This is a genomic window from Clavibacter nebraskensis NCPPB 2581, assembly GCF_000355695.1.
Classification (GTDB): Bacteria; Actinomycetota; Actinomycetes; order Actinomycetales; family Microbacteriaceae; genus Clavibacter; species Clavibacter nebraskensis.
Genome location: NC_020891.1, coordinates 1,457,254 through 1,472,689 on the forward strand (window position 1 = coordinate 1,457,254; position 15,436 = coordinate 1,472,689).

General features: G+C 72.9%; 15 protein-coding genes, 2 tRNA genes and 1 riboswitch. Of the genes, 10 read left to right on the plus strand and 7 right to left on the minus strand.

Translation table 11 applies throughout. The features are described from left to right. Nucleotides 1-9: 9 nt before the first annotated feature. The 4 genes from CMN_RS06885 to glgX form a co-directional block, all read right to left on the minus strand. On the minus strand, nt 10-1,323 hold the full coding sequence (locus CMN_RS06885) for a UDP-glucose dehydrogenase family protein (RefSeq protein ID WP_015490116.1): 1,314 nt from the start codon (nt 1,321-1,323) through the stop codon (nt 10-12). A gap of 169 nt (nt 1,324-1,492) precedes the next feature. Further along, the gene (gene treZ / locus CMN_RS06890) at nt 1,493-3,295 is read right to left on the minus strand and encodes a malto-oligosyltrehalose trehalohydrolase (protein WP_015490117.1); all 1,803 of its coding nucleotides are present in this window, start codon (nt 3,293-3,295) and stop codon (nt 1,493-1,495) included. Further along, nucleotides 3,292-5,643: a malto-oligosyltrehalose synthase gene (gene treY, locus CMN_RS06895; protein ID WP_015490118.1), complete on the minus strand. Its 2,352-nt coding sequence runs from the start codon at nt 5,641-5,643 to the stop codon at nt 3,292-3,294. The genes treZ and treY overlap by 4 nt, the downstream gene beginning before the upstream one ends. After that, nucleotides 5,640-7,844: a glycogen debranching protein GlgX gene (glgX, locus tag CMN_RS06900; RefSeq protein WP_015490119.1), complete on the minus strand. Its 2,205-nt coding sequence runs from the start codon at nt 7,842-7,844 to the stop codon at nt 5,640-5,642. The genes treY and glgX overlap by 4 nt, the downstream gene beginning before the upstream one ends. Nucleotides 7,845-8,049: 205 nt before the next feature. Here glgX and CMN_RS06905 point away from each other — a divergent pair, with 205 nt between their 5' ends. The 6 genes from CMN_RS06905 to CMN_RS06930 all read left to right on the plus strand — a co-directional run bounded on the left by CMN_RS06905 (nt 8,050) and on the right by CMN_RS06930 (nt 12,474). Beyond that, nucleotides 8,050-8,382, plus strand: coding sequence for a hypothetical protein (locus tag CMN_RS06905; RefSeq protein ID WP_015490120.1), 333 nt, complete (start codon nt 8,050-8,052; stop codon nt 8,380-8,382). Nucleotides 8,383-8,508: 126 nt separating this feature from the next. Continuing rightward, nucleotides 8,509-8,609, plus strand: a riboswitch (TPP riboswitch). Nucleotides 8,610-8,644: 35 nt separating this feature from the next. Beyond that, the gene (locus CMN_RS06910; protein WP_015490121.1) at nt 8,645-9,298 is read left to right on the plus strand and encodes an ECF transporter S component; all 654 of its coding nucleotides are present in this window, start codon (nt 8,645-8,647) and stop codon (nt 9,296-9,298) included. A 2-nt stretch (nt 9,299-9,300) separates the two neighbouring features. Continuing rightward, a complete protein-coding gene (locus CMN_RS06915; protein WP_015490122.1) occupies nt 9,301-10,863 on the plus strand; it encodes an ABC transporter ATP-binding protein in 1,563 nt (520 codons plus the stop codon). Further along, the gene (locus CMN_RS06920; protein ID WP_015490123.1) at nt 10,860-11,654 is read left to right on the plus strand and encodes an energy-coupling factor transporter transmembrane component T family protein; all 795 of its coding nucleotides are present in this window, start codon (nt 10,860-10,862) and stop codon (nt 11,652-11,654) included. The genes CMN_RS06915 and CMN_RS06920 overlap by 4 nt, the downstream gene beginning before the upstream one ends. Then, nucleotides 11,644-12,192, plus strand: coding sequence for a nucleoside/nucleotide kinase family protein (locus CMN_RS06925; protein ID WP_015490124.1), 549 nt, complete (start codon nt 11,644-11,646; stop codon nt 12,190-12,192). Before CMN_RS06920 ends, CMN_RS06925 begins: the two co-directional genes overlap by 11 nt. Nucleotides 12,193-12,201: 9 nt before the next feature. Then, complete coding sequence (locus CMN_RS06930) at nt 12,202-12,474, plus strand: hypothetical protein (RefSeq protein ID WP_015490125.1); 273 nt, start codon at nt 12,202-12,204, stop codon at nt 12,472-12,474. A gap of 143 nt (nt 12,475-12,617) precedes the next feature. Here CMN_RS06930 and CMN_RS06935 read toward each other — a convergent pair whose 3' ends face one another. The 3 genes from CMN_RS06935 to orn all read right to left on the minus strand — a co-directional run bounded on the left by CMN_RS06935 (nt 12,618) and on the right by orn (nt 13,835). After that, on the minus strand, nt 12,618-12,968 hold the full coding sequence (locus CMN_RS06935; RefSeq protein ID WP_015490126.1) for a metallopeptidase family protein: 351 nt from the start codon (nt 12,966-12,968) through the stop codon (nt 12,618-12,620). Nucleotides 12,969-13,095: 127 nt separating this feature from the next. Continuing rightward, a tRNA-His gene (locus CMN_RS06940) sits at nt 13,096-13,171 on the minus strand. A 43-nt stretch (nt 13,172-13,214) separates the two neighbouring features. After that, nucleotides 13,215-13,835, minus strand: a complete 621-nt coding sequence (orn, locus tag CMN_RS06945; protein ID WP_015490127.1) for an oligoribonuclease — start codon at nt 13,833-13,835, stop codon at nt 13,215-13,217. Nucleotides 13,836-13,891: 56 nt separating this feature from the next. On the opposite strand from orn, the gene CMN_RS06950 reads away from it, so the two are divergent. The 4 genes from CMN_RS06950 to nadE all read left to right on the plus strand — a co-directional run bounded on the left by CMN_RS06950 (nt 13,892) and on the right by nadE (nt 15,422). Continuing rightward, nucleotides 13,892-14,107 (plus strand): SCO4848 family membrane protein, encoded by a 216-nt coding sequence (locus CMN_RS06950; protein WP_015490128.1) that lies wholly within the window; start codon nt 13,892-13,894, stop codon nt 14,105-14,107. Between the two features lie 32 nt (nt 14,108-14,139). Beyond that, complete coding sequence (locus CMN_RS06955) at nt 14,140-14,472, plus strand: thioredoxin family protein (RefSeq protein ID WP_015490129.1); 333 nt, start codon at nt 14,140-14,142, stop codon at nt 14,470-14,472. A 14-nt stretch (nt 14,473-14,486) separates the two neighbouring features. After that, nucleotides 14,487-14,559 (plus strand) — tRNA-Arg (locus tag CMN_RS06960). A gap of 41 nt (nt 14,560-14,600) precedes the next feature. Beyond that, on the plus strand, nt 14,601-15,422 hold the full coding sequence (gene nadE, locus CMN_RS06965; protein ID WP_015490130.1) for an NAD(+) synthase: 822 nt from the start codon (nt 14,601-14,603) through the stop codon (nt 15,420-15,422). Nucleotides 15,423-15,436: the final 14 nt, after the last annotated feature.

Consider the following 15,436-nt stretch of genomic DNA (forward strand, 5'->3'; position numbering starts at 1 on the left):
GCTCGCCCTCTAGGGCCGGCCCATCCCGCGATAGCGCCAGCCGGCGGCACGCCACGCGACGGGGTCGAGGCAGTTGCGGCCGTCGACGATGACGGGCGTCGTCACGATGGCCTTGAGCTCGGCCGGGTCGATGGCCCGGTACTGCTTCCACTCGGTGAGCAGCATGACGGCGTCGGCGTCGCGGGCCGCCTCCTGCCAGGTGTTGACGTAGGTGAGCTCCGGGAATCGGCGGCGCGAGTTCTCGTTGGCGTACGGATCCGTCGCGAGCACCCGCGCGCCCTGCAGCTGCAGCTGCGCGGAGATGCTGAGCGCGGGGGAGTCGCGCACGTCGTCCGACTCGGGCTTGAAGGCGAGGCCCAGCACGGCGATGTTGCGCCCGAGCAGGGATCCGCCGCACACCTCGCGCGCCACGTCGACCGCGCGCACGCGACGGCGCATGTTGATGGAGTCGACCTCGCGGAGGAACGTGAGCGCCTGGTCGGCGCCGAGCTCGCCCGCGCGCGCCATGAAGGCGCGGATGTCCTTGGGGAGACAGCCGCCGCCGAAGCCGATGCCGGCGTTGAGGAAGCGGCGGCCGATGCGGTCGTCGTAGCCGATGGCGTCCGCCAGCTGCGTGACGTCGGCGCCGGTGGCCTCGCACACCTCGGCCATGGCGTTGATGAAGGAGATCTTGGTCGCGAGGAACGCGTTGGCGGATACCTTCACGAGCTCCGCGGTCTCGTAGTCGGTCGTCACGCGCGCGGTGCCGGTGCCGAGCGCGGTGGCGTAGACCTCGTCGAGCGCCGCCCGACCGGCCTCGCCGGCGTCGCCCGCGGGGAGGCCGTAGACGAAGCGGTCGGGCGTGAGCGTGTCCTCGACCGCGAAGCCCTCGCGCAGGAACTCCGGGTTCCACACGAGCGTCGCGCCGGGGACGCGCGCGTCGATCCGCTCCGCGAGACGCCGCGCGGTGCCGACGGGGACGGTGGACTTGCCGGCCACGACGTCGCCCGGTGCGAGGTGGGGGATCAGCGCGTCGACGGCGGCGTCGACGTAGGTCATGTCGGCGGCGTTCTCGCCGCGCTTCTGCGGCGTGCCGACCGCGATGAAGTGCATGCGGGATCCCGCCGCCTCGGCCGTGTCGGTGGTGAAGCGGAGGCGGCCGGTGGCGAGCTGCTCGGTGAGGAGGTCCGGCAGGCCCGGCTCGAAGAACGGGGCGACGCCGGTCTGCAGCGAGGCGACCTTAGCGGCGTCCACGTCGATCGCGACCACGTCGTGCCCGAGGCGGCTCATGCACGCGGCGTGGACCGTGCCGAGGTAGCCGCAGCCGATGACGGAGATGCGCACGGGGGAGTCCTTCACGTCGAGGGAGGGCCGCCGAGGGGGCACCGGACGACGGTCGAGCGGGTCGCCGGGCGGCGGCGAGGGCACCGTATCACGGGCACGTGACGTGCCACAGGCGGGGCCCGGCGTGCGCTCGCGCGCCGCGTCGGACCCCGCCCCGGTGTGCCGCGGATCAGACCAGCAGGGCCTCCGCGGAGTCCGCCACCGGGCCGAGGATGGCGGCCGAGCGCGCGGGCAGGACGACCTCGTCGTCGCCCAGGGCGACGCCCGGGACCGTCGCGAGCAGCAGAGCGGGGCGCTCGCCCACGACGGGCACACGCCGCTCCTCGTCGGACAGGTTGACCACGATGGACAGCTCGCCGCGGTCCATCACGAGCAGGCGGGCCTCCTCGTGCACCTCGACCTCGACCTCGGCGAACCGGGGGTCGGTGAGGTCGGGGTGGGCGCGGCGCAGGCGGATCAGCTGGCCGTACAGCGCGAACAGGCGGGCGTGCTGCGAGTCCGCGGCCTCGGCGCCGTAGAGCTCCGACCAGTCGAGCTTCGAGTCCTGGAAGGTCGAGAGGTCCTGGGGGTTCGGCACGACCGACTCGTCCCAGCCCATCTTCGCGAACTCCGCGATGCGGCCCTTCGCGGTCGCCTCGCCGAGGTCGTGCTCGGGGTGCGACGTGAAGAACTGCCACGGCGTGGTCGCGCCCCACTCCTCGCCCATGAAGAGCATCGGGGTGAAGGGCGACGTCAGCGTGAGGACCGCGGCGAGCGCCAGCCCGCCCTCGTCGAGCGTGGCCGAGAGGCGGTCGCCGGTGGCGCGGTTGCCGATCTGGTCGTGGTTCTGGTTCGCGACCACGAGGCGGTGCGCGGGGATCCGCTCGGTGTCGATCGGCCGCCCGTGCACGCGGCCGCGGAAGGACGACCACGTGCCGTCGTGGAAGAAGCCGCGCGTGATCACCTTGGCGAGCGCCCCGAGCGACGCGAAGTCCTCGTAGTAGCCGGTCGTCTCGCCCGTGAGCGCGACGTGGACGGCGTGGTGGAAGTCGTCGCTCCACTGCGCGTCGAGTCCGTAGCCGTGCGCCTCGCGCGAGGTGATGAGCTTCGGATCGTTGAGGTCGGACTCCGCGATGAGCGTGAGCGGCCGGCCGACGTGCGCGGACAGCACGTCCACCTGCACCGCGAGCTCCTCGAGGAGGTGCGTCGCGGTGTCGTCAACGAGCGCGTGCACGGCGTCGAGGCGCAGCGCGTCGACGTGGTAGTCGCCGAGCCACATGAGCGCGTTGTCGATGATGTACTCGCGCACGGGACCGGAGTCCTCGCCGTCGAGGTTGAGGCTGGATCCCCAGGTGTTGGCCGAGGCCTCGTGCAGGTACGGGCCGAACTCCGGCAGGTAGTTCCCCGAGGGGCCGAGGTGGTTGTACACGACGTCCTGCACGACGCCGAGGCCGCGCGCGTGGCACGCGTCGACGAAGCGCTGGTACGCCTCGGGTCCGCCGTAGGTCTCCTGCACGGTGTACCAGAGGACCCCGTCGTAGCCCCAGTTGTGCGTGCCGTTGAAGCCGTTGACGGGCAGCACCTCCACGAGGTCCACGCCGAGCGCCACGAGGTGGTCGAGCCGGTCGATGGCGGAGTCGAGCGTGCCGTCGGGCGTGAAGGTGCCGATGTGCATCTCGTAGATCACGGCGCCGGCGAACTGGCGGCCGCTCCACGCCTGGTCGGTCCACGCGAACGACGACGGGTCGTAGGTGCGCGAGCGGCCGTGGACGCCCTCGGGCTGGCGGCGCGAGCGCGGGTCGGGCAGCGGGGTGTCGGCGTCGTCCACGAGGTAGCCGTAGTCGAGGTCGCCGGAGGGGAGGGCCTCGGCGCGGTCGGCGTCGAGGGTCCACCAGCCGTCGCCGACGGGCGAGAGCGGCAGGCGCTCGTCGCCCACGGAGAGGGCGAGGGTGTGGGCCTTCGGGGCCCAGATGTCGAAGCGGTCGTCGGTCATGCTCGGCTCCCGGGGGTGAGGTCGGCGGCGGTGGATGCGGGCGCGAGGATCGCGACCGGGTAGTCGGCGAGGAGCGCCGCGACGGACACGCGCCCGCCGTCGAGGCGACGGCCGCTCACGTGGTCGACGAGCTCGCCCTCGGGCAGCGCGATGGAGGTGGATCCCCACCCGCCGCCGGTCTCGAGGCCGACGGGCAGGCGGGTCGCGACGGTGATCGCCCCGCCGCGGTCGAACGCGATCACGTGCGCCGCGGCGTCGCCGGTGGCGCGCACGGGCTCGTAGCCCGTGAACAGCTCCGGGTGCTCGCGGCGGAGGCGGAGCGCCCGCGCCGTGACGAGGAGCTTGGCGGCCCCGGTCTCGTCGATGGCGGGCTCGGCGCCCTTGAGGACGGCGTCGAGGGCGGCGCGGCGCGTGCCGAAGTCGACCTCGCGGCGGTTGTCGGGATCCACGAGGCTCGTCTCCCACAGCTCGCTGCCCTGGTAGACGTCGGGCATGCCGGGGGCGGTGAGCTGGATGGCCTTGGCCGCGAGGGAGTTCGACCAGCCGGGTCCGGAGAGCCGGTCGTAGAGCCCGGCGACGATCGTGCGGGCGCGCGGGTCGTCGAAGGCCGCGTCGACGAGCGCGTGCATGCGCTCTTCGAAGGCCTCGTCGGGCGCGGTCCACGTGGTTATGTCGCCGGCCTCCCGCGACGCCTTCTCGGCGTACGCGTGCAGGCGCTCGCGCGACGCGGGCCACGTGCCGACGAGCGTCTGCCACAGCAGGTTCTCGAACGGGCCGTCGCCGGTGGGGGCGACCTCGCGGAGCTGGCCGAGCGCGTCGCGCCAGGCCTCGGGCGTCTCGGAGAGCACGTCGATGCGGGCGCGGACGTCCTCGCCGCGCTTCGTGTCGTGCGTCGAGAGCGTGGTCATCGCGTGGGGCGCGAGGCGGTGCCGCTCCTGCTGGCGCGCGTGGAAGTCGTCGACGTCGATCGCGAAGATCGACGGGTCGGCGCCGACCTCGTTGAGCGAGACGAGGCGCGAGTACCGGTAGAACGCGGTGTCCTCGACGCCCTTGGCCATGACCATGCCGCTCGTCTGCTGGAAGCGCTGCGCGACCGCGGTGGACGGGTCGGAGAGCTGGGGCATCAGCGCGTCGATGGTGGCGACGAGGTCGGGGCGGCTGATGCGCGCGGCCGCGGAGGCCTCCTCGAGGTGGTGGATCCCGCCGGGCAGGTAGCTGCGGTAGACCGGGAAGGTCGCGAGCAGCTCGGCGAACGCGTCGGCGGCGTCCGCGGGCGCGTCCTCGACGAGGCGCTCGAGGCGGAGGACCTCGCTGCGGAGGATCCCGTCGGCGATGGCGCGCTTGGTGCCGCGGATCATGTCGGCCCAGCTCGTGAGCTCGCCCTGCGGCAGGCCGCGGAGCGACGCCTCCAGGTGGTCGAGCTCGACCTGGCCGTCGGGGTCGACGAGCACCCGGTCGATCTCCGCGAGCGCGTCGTAGCCCGTGGTGCCGGCGGTCGCCCAATCGGTGGGCAGCGTCTCGCCGGGCTCGAGGATCTTCTCCACGAGCACGTAGGCGCCGCCGGTGATCCGCGCGAGGTCGTCGAGGTAGCCCTTCGGGTCGAGCAGGCCGTCCGGGTGGTCGACCCGGAGGCCGTCGGCGAGGCCCTCGCGGAACCAGCGCGAGATCTCCGCGTGCGACTCCTCGAACACCCGCGGCAGCTCGACGCGGATGCCCGCGAGCGTGTTGACCGCGAAGAAGCGGCGGTAGTTGAGCTCGGCGTCGGCGCGGCGCCAGTTGATGAGCTCGTAGGACTGGCGCTCGTGCACCGTGCGGGCGTCCGCGTCGTCCTCGGCCGTGCCGGGCGCGACGGGGTAGCGGGTGTCGTAGTAGCGGAGCTCGACGGTGCCGTCGTCGCCGCGGACGAGCTTCAGCTCGTCCAGCTCGGACTCGCCGTCGCCGAGCACGGGGATCCGCACCTTGCCCTGCCCGAAGTCCCAGTCCACGTCGAACGCGTCGGCGTACCGGCTCGCGGTGCCGTGCGTCAGGAGGTCCCACCACCAGAGGCTCTCGACGGGCGTCGCGACGGCCACGTGGTTGGGGACGATGTCCACCAGCACGCCGAGGCCCAGCTCGTGGGCGCGGTCCGCGACGGCTTCCATGCCCGCGGCGCCGCCGCGCGCCGGGTCGACCTGCGCGTGGTCGACGACGTCGTAGCCGTGGTCGGATCCGGGCTCGGCCGCGAGGATCGGGCTGAGGTACACCCAGTCCGCGCCGAGGTCCTTCACGTACGGCAGCTGCTCGGCCACGGCGGCGAGGTCGAACGACTCCCGCACCTGGAACCGGTAGGTGGAGATGGGGGTTCTCAACTGATGTCGCTCCTTGGGTCTGCGGCGGGCCGGTCGGCCTGCGCGTGGGTGAGGACGGCGAGGCTCGCCGCGACCGAGTGGTCGGGTTCCACCTCGGGCTCGGTGTAGGCGCGCAGCACCACGAGCGCCTTAGCCGCCACGTCCACGACGCTACTCGCGCGGAGGGCCGTCGAGTCGGCTCCGACGCCCGCGGTGTCGATTACGGTCTCCCACGCGTCCGCGTACTCGTCCGACGGGAGCGTGAAGGACACGGGCTCGTCGTGCGCGTTGAAGTAGAGGAGGAAGTGCGTGTCGTAGATGTCCTCGCCGCGGCGGTCGCGCCCGCGGATCCCGTTGCCGTTGAGGAACATGCCGATGGCACGGAGCCCGGACTCCCAGTCGTCGTCGACCATCGGGGTCGCGTCGGCGTCGAGCCACACGATGTCGGGCAGCGGCTCGCCCTCGCCGCGGCGCACGGGCCGGCCGTCGAAGAACCGCCCGCGACGGAAGGTCGGGTGCTCCTTGCGGAGCCGCACGACGGACGCGGTGAACTCCACGAGCGGCTGGTCGGCCTGGTCCCAGTGCACCCAGCTGATCTCGTTGTCCTGCGCGTACGTGTTGTTGTTGCCCTGCTGCGTGCGGCCGAGCTCGTCGCCGTGGAGGATCATCGGCACGCCCTGCGACAGGATCATGGTCGCGAGCATGTTGCGCTGCTGGCGGCCCCGGAGCGTGAGGATCGCCGGGTCGTCCGTCGGTCCCTCCACGCCCATGTTCCAGGAGCGGTTGTGGCTCTCGCCGTCCTGGTTGTCCTCGCCGTTCGCCTCGTTGTGCTTCTCGTTGTAGGAGACGAGGTCGGCGATCGTGAAGCCGTCGTGCGCCGTGATGAAGTTGATCGACGCGACCGGTCGGCGCCCCGAGTGCTCGTAGAGGTCGGCCGAGCCCGTGATGCGCGCCGCGAACTCGCCGAGCGAGGAGGCCTCGCCGCGCCAGAAGTCGCGCACGGTGTCGCGGTACTTGCCGTTCCACTCGGTCCACTGCGGCGGGAAGTTGCCCACCTGGTAGCCGCCGGGGCCCACGTCCCACGGCTCGGCGATGAGCTTGACCTGCGACACCACGGGATCCTGCTGCACGAGCTCGAAGAAGGTAGCCAGCTTGTCGACGTCGTAGAACTCGCGCGCGAGCGCGGACGCCAGGTCGAACCGGAACCCGTCGACGTGCATCTCGGTGACCCAGTAGCGCAGCGAGTCCATGATCAGCTGCAGCGCGTGCGGGTGGCGCACGTTGAGCGAGTTGCCCGTGCCCGTGTAGTCCATGTAGTACGTCGGGTCGTCCTCCATGAGCCGGTAGTAGGCCTGGTTGTCGATCCCCTTGAACGAGAGCGTCGGCCCGAGGTGGTTGCCCTCGGCCGTGTGGTTGTAGACCACGTCGAGGATGACCTCGATGCCGGCGGCGTGCAGCGCCCGCACCATGGACTTGAACTCCTGCACCTGCTGGCCGAGCTCGCCCGTGGACGAGTAGGCGTTGTGCGGCGCGAAGAACCCGATCGTGTTGTAGCCCCAGTAGTTCCGGAGGCCCTTCTCGAGCAGCGTGTTGTCCTGCACGAACTGGTGCACGGGCATGAGCTCGATCGCGGTCACGCCGAGCTTCTGCAGGTGGTCGATGACCGCGGGGTGCGCGATGCCGGCGTACGTGCCGCGCAGCTCCTCGGGGACCCGGGGGTTCAGCTGCGTGAGCCCCTTCACGTGCGCCTCGTAGACGACGGTCTCGCTGTACGGCGTGCGGGGGAGGCGGTCGCCGTCCCAGTCGAAGAACGGGTTGACCACGACGCCGAGCATCATGTGCGGGCCCGAGTCCTCGTCGTTGCGGCTGGCCGGGTCGCCGAACTCGTAGGCGAAGAGCGACGGGTGCCAGTCGAACTCGCCGCAGGTGGCCTTGGCGTACGGATCCAGCAGCAGCTTCGCGGGGTTCGACCGGTGCCCGTCCTCCGGCTCGTACGGCCCGGTCACCCGGTAGCCGTAGCGCTGGCCCGGCTGCACGTGGGGGAGGTAGCAGTGCCAGACGTGCGCGTCGACCTCGGTCACGTCCACGCGGGTCTCGGTGCCGCCCTCCTCGATGAGGCACAGCTGCACCGACTCCGCGACCTCGCTGAAGAGCGCGAAGTTCGTGCCGCTCCCGTCGAAGGTCGCGCCGAGCGGGTAGGGGTTTCCGGGCCAGGTCTTCAAGCGGTCCTCCAGTTGGGTCGACTCGTCCGCCGGCGGTGCGCAGGCGTACGCGCGGGGTCAGTCGGGGGCGGGGCAGGCGGTGGATCCGCGTGGGCCGCAGTGGCTGGAGAGCCGGATGCGACGCAGCGGCGCACCAGGGGCGAGGGTACCGTGACGACCCGGATCGGCCCGCATCCTCCGGGCCCCGCGGGGTACGGTGGGACGCATGACCAACCTCGTCGCACAGCTCGCAGAGAACGTGAAGAACGCCGGAGTGGGGACGGTCTACGGCGACCCCCTCGACATCGACGGCTCGACCATCGTGCCGGTGGCATTCGCCTGGTACGGCTTCGGCGGGGGCAGCGACCTCCCCGACTCCGACGGCAACGTCGCCGGTGGCGGCGGGGGCGGCGGCGCCAGCTGGCCCATCGGCGCGTACATCGCCACCGACGGCGCGGTGCGGTTCCAGCCGAACGTCATCGCGCTGCTCGCGGTGGCCACGCCCGTCATCTGGATCTCCGGCAAGGTCCTCGTCAAGCTCATCAAGACGCTCAAGTAGCGCACGCACGTCCACCGCGGAGCGCGGGTGCCCTCGGGCGCCCGCGCTCCCGTGCGTGCGGGGCCCCGTCATCCATGTCGCCCCGTCGTCCCGGGCGCGTCGCCCGCGCGCTATGCTCACCGTGAACACGGGAGTCCGGTGAGCCGGGCTGAGAGGAAGACACCCAGTCTTCGACCGTCGAACCTGATCTGGATCATGCCAGCGCAGGGAGGCTTCCATCTCGCACCCGTGCCCTCTTCCACCCATCCGAAGGGCACGTCGAATGACCGCATCATCCTCGTCCACCGCATCCGCCGCGAGCGTCGACACCGGCGCCCGCAGCCCCCGCTCCGGCCTACGCGCCCGTTGGCGGGTCATCGACATCGTCGTCGCGAGCGTGCTCGGCGTCGCGTCCGGCCTCGTCTTCGTCATCTGGAACACGGCGTCCGTGCCGGTCGGCGGCTTCTTCGAGCCGCTGCTGCCAGGCCTCCAGGCGCTCGCGGGCGGCGGCTGGCTGTTCGCGGGCGTCCTCACGGGCATCGTGATCCGCAAGCCCGGCGCCGCCCTCTACGGCGAGCTGCTCGCGGCGTTCGTCTCGATGCTCGTCGGGAACGTCTGGGGCGTCGGCACGCTGCTCTCCGGCCTCACGCAGGGCCTCGGCGCCGAGCTCGTGCTGCTCGTCTTCCTCTACGCGAATTGGCGCGCCTACGTCGCCGTGCTCGCGGGCATGGGCGCGGGTCTCGGCATGGCCGTCACCGACCTCATCACCTACTACCCGGGATCCACGCCGCTGTTCGCGACGATCTACACGGTCGGGGCCCTCGTCTCGGGCGGGGTCGTCGCGGGGCTGCTCTCGTGGCTCGTCGCCCGGGCGCTCGCCCGCACCGGCGCGCTGTCGCGCTTCGCCTCGGGCCGCGACATCGCGGCCCGCGTCTGACCGTGCGGCGGCCGGGCCGCCGCCCGTCGTCGATCGACGCCTCGCGCGTCCCGCTCGCCGGGCCCGAGGCGACGGCCGAGCGGGCGGGCGGCGCGTCCGTCCGGGCCGAGGGCTGGGGCTGGCGGCACGCCGGCCGGAGCGCCTGGGGGGTCCGCGACGTCGACCTCGTGATCGAGCCGGGCGAGCGCGTCCTCCTGCTCGGCGCGTCCGGAGCGGGGAAGACGACGCTCATGCACGCGCTCGCCGGCGTCCTCGGCGGTGACGACGAGGGGGAGACCCGCGGCACCCTCCTCGTCGACGGGTCGGATCCGGCCGCCCGCCGCGGCCGCGCGGGGCTCGTGCTGCAGGATCCGGACGCGCAGGTGATCCTCTCCCGCGTAGGGGACGACGTCGCGTTCGGCTGCGAGAACCTCGGCGTCCCGCGTGACGAGATCTGGCCGCGAGTGCGCGCCGCGCTCGACGCGGTGGGCCTCGACGTCGCCCTGGACCGCTCCACGACCGCGCTCTCCGGCGGCCAGAAGCAGCGCCTCGCACTCGCCGGGGTGCTCGCGATGCGACCGGGTCTCCTGCTCCTCGACGAGCCGACCGCGAACCTCGACCCCGAGGGCGTCGGCGAGGTGCGGCGCGCCGTCGAGTCCGTGGTCGAGGCGAGCGGTGCGACCCTCGTCGTCATCGAGCACCGGGTCGCCGTCTGGCAGGACCTCGTCGACCGGGTCGTGGTGCTCGGGGCCGACGGGGGGATCCTCGCCGACGGCGTGCCCGACGGCGTGCTCCGCGACCAGGGCGCGTCCCTCGCGGCCGCGGGCGTCTGGGTGCCGGGCCGGGAGCCGGCCGCGCCGGTGCGCGATCGGGCCGCACCCGCGGCGCTCCTCCGCACGGACGGCCTCGCCGTCGGGCGTGGCGGGGCGCGCGGCCCCGCGGTGGCGGACGGGGTCGGCGTCGCGCTCGCCTCGGGCCGCGTCACCGCCCTCACCGGGCCGAACGGCGGCGGCAAGAGCACGCTCGCGCTGACGCTCGGCGGCCTGCTGCCCGCGCTGTCCGGCCGGGTCGTCGCCGAGGCCGCCCTCGCGGACGGCCTGGGCGCGGATCCGGCCGCCTGGCGTTCGCGCGAGCTCGCCGCCCGCATCGGCACCGTCTTCCAGGACCCGGAGCACCAATTCCTCGCCGGCACCGTGCGCGCCGAGCTCGAGCTCGGTCCTCGGGCCGTGGGCACGGATCCCGCCGCGGCGGCCCGCCGGGTCGACGAGCTGCTCGTCCGCCTGCGCCTGGACGGCCTCGCGCAGGCCAACCCCTTCACCCTCTCCGGCGGAGAGAAGCGGCGCCTCTCCGTGGCGACCGCCCTCGCGACCGCGCCGCGCCTCCTCGTGCTCGACGAGCCGACGTTCGGGCAGGACGCCCGCACCTGGGCCGAGCTCGTCGCGCTCCTCGCCGACCTCGTCGACCGGGAGGGCGTCGGCGTGCTCGCCGTCACCCACGATGCCGACCTCGTCCGGGCGCTCGCGGACGACGTCCTCCGCCTCGACGCCGTCCCGGGCTCCGCCGCCCGCCTGGAGGTCGTGCGATGAGCGCCGTCCCGCCGGTCGTCGTCCCGGCCGCCCGCGCGACCGGCCTCGCCGCCGTCAGCCCCGTGGCGCGCCTCGCGGCCACCCTCGTGCTGACGCTCGTGCTCGTGCTGAGCCTCGATGTGGTCTCCGCGGGCGCGGCGCTGCTGCTCGAGCTGCTGCTCCTGCCGTTCGCGGGGCTCCGACCGCGCGCGTTCCTCTTGCGCGGCATCCCGATCTGGATCGCGGCGCCCGGCGCCGGCCTGACGATCCTGCTCTACGGCCGCACGTCCGGCGACGTGTACGCCCAGTTCCTGCTCGTGGTCGTCAGCGAGGGCTCGGTGCTGCTCGCGGTCGCGACCATGCTGCGCGTGCTGGCCATCGGCGTGGCGTCGCTCGTCCTCTTCTCGAACGTGGATCCGACGGACCTCGCCGACGGGCTCGCCCAGGTCTGGCGCCTGCCGTCCCGCTTCGTCCTCGGAGCGCTCGCGGGCGTCCGCCTCGTGGGTCTGCTCCTCGACGACTGGCGCTCGCTCGAGCTGGCCCGTCGCGCGCGCGGCGTCGCCGACCGTGGCCTGATCCGCCGGTTCGCCGGCCAGGCCTTCGCGCTGCTCGTGCTGTCGATCCGGCGCGGCAGCAAGCTGGCGACCGCGATGGAGGCCCGCGGCTTCGGCGGTGCCACCGCGCGCACGTGGGCCCGCCCTAGCGTGGTCGGCCGAGGCGAGGCGCTCGTCGTGGCCGTCGCGGTGCTCGTCGCCGTCTCCTCGGTGGCGGCGGCCGTCGCGGCTGGGACGTGGGACTTCGTTGCGGCGTGATCCGGGGGAGCGGCGCCCGGCGCTGGTCCTCGTCGACGGCCCGTCGGGCTCCGGCAAGTCGACCCTCGCCGACGTCCTGTTCCGCGACGGCGACGCTGCCGCGGGGCTCACCCCCGGGGCGCAGCTCCTCCGGCTCGACGACGTCTACCCCGGCTGGGACGGCCTCGAGGCGGCCTCCCGGCACCTCGAGCACCACGTCGTCGACGAGATGCGCCCGGGCGGACGACCGCGGTGGCGTCGCTGGGACTGGACCGCCGACGCGCCCGCGGAGTGGCACGACCTCGATCCGGAGCGCCCGCTCGTGGTCGAGGGCTGCGGATCCCTGACCCGCGCCGCCGCGCGCCGCGCCACGCACCGCATCTGGGTGGAGGCCGACGACGCCGTGCGCCGGGCCCGCGCCATCGCCCGCGACGGCGAGTCCTTCGCGGTCGAGTGGGAGCGCTGGGACGCGCAGTGGCGGGCGCACGTGGCCCGGGAGGATCCGCGGGCCCTGGCCGACGTCGTCGTCCGCACGGACGCCGTGGCGGCGGCCGGGTAGCCTGAGGCCATGACCGATTCCGCACCGTCCGACGTCCGCTACCTCGCCGTCTTCGCCGACGGCCCCCTCGAGGGCACCACCGAGACCCGCGTCCTCGTCGACGGCCAGCACGACGAGACCATCAGCACCATGTCGGCCGTGGAGGGCAAGGAGTCGCTCTTCCAGTATCGCGCCGGCGAGGTCTCCGAGGTCGCGGGCGAGCAGCGCGTCACCTACACGTACGTGGTCGACGGCAGCGACGACGTCCTCGGCGAGGGCGACGACGAGTCCCTCGAGCTCTGATTCCCGGAACGCCCGGCGCCTGAGCGCCCCTCCCCCCGACCCCGGCCCGCGACGCGGCTGCCGGGGTCGTCGTGCGTCCGGGCCCGGTCGGCGCCCGGTCTGCACCTGCCGTCGTCCGGCGGTGCCCGCCGGTCGTCGTCGGCTCAGGCCCAGCCGAGCTCGTGCAGCCGGTCGTCGTCGATGCCGTGGAAGTGCGCGATCTCGTGCACGAGCGTGACGTGGACGAGGTCCCGCAGCGCGTCCATGTCGTCGGCCTCGTGCAGGTGCGGCTCGCGGTAGACGACGATGCGGTCCGGCATCTCGCCGAAGCCGTACTGCGCGCGCTCGGTCATGGCGACGCCGTCGTAGAGGCCGAGCAGGTCGAGGGACCCTTCCTCGGGCCGGTCCTCGACGACGAACACGACGTTGTCGAGGCCGTCCACCATCGCGTCCGGCAGCTCGTCGAGCTCGTCGACCACCAGCTTCTCGAAGTCGTCGGGATCGCAGTGCAGCATCCGGCCACCCTCCCACATGCGCTTGCGGGGGAGCCCGGCCTGCACCTCGGTCGGACGGCTGACGGCCGGCCGCCGCGGGGGAGACGACGGAAGGGCCGGGACCCTCTCGGATCCCGGCCCTTCCCGGTGGGGTGGACGACGGGGCTCGAACCCGCGACTTCCGGCTCCACAAGCCAGCGCTCTGCCAACTGAGCTACGCCCACCATGCGACCGATCCCGCTCTCGCGGATGGCCATGACAAGGATACTACAGCCGCGGGGCCCACGCGGACGTGACGTCCGCGGCGATGGCCTGCACGTCGTCGGCGGCGGGTCCCGGCGCCGGCACGAACGCCGCGCGGCGGTAGTACTCGAGCTCGCGGATCGACTCCAGGATGTCGGCGAGTGCGCGGTGGCCGCCGTTCTTCGCGGGGGAATTGAAGTAGATCCGGGGGAACCACTCCTTGGCGAGCACCTTGATGGAGGAGACGTCGACGCTGCGGTAGTGCAGGTGCGCGTCCACGCGGGGCATGTACTTCGCGAGGAAGGCGCGGTCGGTCCCGATGGTGTTCCCCGCGATGGGCGCCTTGCCGCCGTTCGGCACGTGCTGCAGCAGGTACTCCAGCACCGCGAACTCGGCGTCGGCGAGGCTCACGCCCGCGGGGATCTCCTCGAGCAGGCCCGAGGAGCGGTGCATGTCGGTGACGAACTCGCCCATGTTGGCCAGCGCCGCGGGGTCGGGGTTGATGACGATGGCGAAGCCGTCGTCGACGGGCACGAGGTCGAAGTCGGTGACGACCACCGCGACCTCCACCAGCTCGTCGATCGCGAGGTCGAGCCCCGTCATCTCGCAGTCGATCCACACCAGCCGGTCCGCGTTGTTGCCCATCCCCCGATCCTATCGGCGGGCTCGGGCCGCCCCGATGCGCCGCATACCATGGGGGAGTGATCACACTCCTCGCCGTCCTCCTCGTCATCAACGGCGTCTGGAACGTCGTCGTCTGGCCCCAGTTCCTCAAGCGCGTCGCGAAGGACCCGCGCGCCCGTGCCGCCGACGGCTCGCGCACGCCGTTCTTCACCGTCCACCTCGTGCTGGTCTCGGTGTCGCTGCTGCTCGCTGTCGTCTCGATCATCGCCGCCGCCGCGGCGTTCGCCTCCTGATCCCCGGAGAGGACGCGCCCGCGAGGGTCGACGTGCCCGCGGGATCCGAGGGCGTGTGCGTCCTCATGTTCTCCTCGCGGTTCTGCGTCCCGTGCCAGGCCACCCGGCGCACGCTCCAGGAGGTGCAGCGGCTCCTGCCCTGGCTCCCGGTGGAGGAGCTCGACGTCGCGGCGCACCCGGAGCTGGCGGAGGCGGAGCGCATCCGATCGACGCCGACGATCCTCGTGCTCGCCGGGGAGCTCGAGGTGCTCCGCGCGGAGGGCGTGCCGACCGCGCCCCAGGTGCTGCAGGCGGTCGTGCGCGCCATGGACGGGACGGCCCCCGCCGCTCCCGACAGCGCCTCGGAGCACCCGGAGCCCGCGTAGTACCCTCGTCACGACCCCCTGTAGCTCAATGGATAGAGCATCGGCCTTCTAATCCGACGGTTGCGCGTTCGAGTCGCGTCGGGGGGACCGGCTGTCGGAAGCGCCGGATCGGCCGTAGATTTGGGCACATGCGCGACATCCAGTCACAGATCATCGCCGCCCTCGAGGTGCGCCCGACCATCGATCCCGCCGACGAGGTCCGCAAGCGCGTCGACTTCCTCAAGGCCTACCTCCGGTCCACCGGCGCCGAGGGCTTCGTCCTCGGCGTGAGCGGCGGCCAGGACTCGTCCCTCGCGGGGCGCCTCGCCCAGCTCGCGATCGAGGAGCTCGCGGGCGAGGGTCTCCTCGCCGAGTTCGTCGCCGTGCGCCTGCCGTACGGGGTGCAGGCCGACGAGGAGGACGCGCAGCTGGCGCTCTCCTTCATCCAGCCCAAGTCGAGCGTCGTCTTCGACATCAAGCGCGCGGTCGACGGCTTCCAGGCGGAGTACGCCGACGCGGCCGGACACGCGATGACGGACTTCACCAAGGGCAACGTCAAGGCGCGCTCGCGCATGGTCGCCCAGTACGCGCTGGCCGGGCAGGCCCGCCTGCTGGTGATCGGCACCGACCACGCGGCCGAGGCCGTCACGGGCTTCTTCACGAAGTACGGCGACGGCGGCGCGGACGTGCTCCCGCTCACCGGCCTCAGCAAGCGTCAGGGCCGGGCCCTCCTCGAGCACCTCGGGGCGCCGGAGCGGCTGTACCTCAAGGCCCCGACGGCCGACCTCCTCGACGACACCCCCGGCCAGACGGACGAGGCCAACCTCGGCCTCACCTACGCCGACATCGACGACTTCCTCGAGGGCCGCGACGTCGCGGACGAGGTGGCCGAGGCGATCGAGGCCCGCTACCAGAGCACGGAGCACAAGCGGCGCGTGCCCGCCAGCATGTTCGACGACTGGTGGAAGTGATCCCGTTCGTCTGA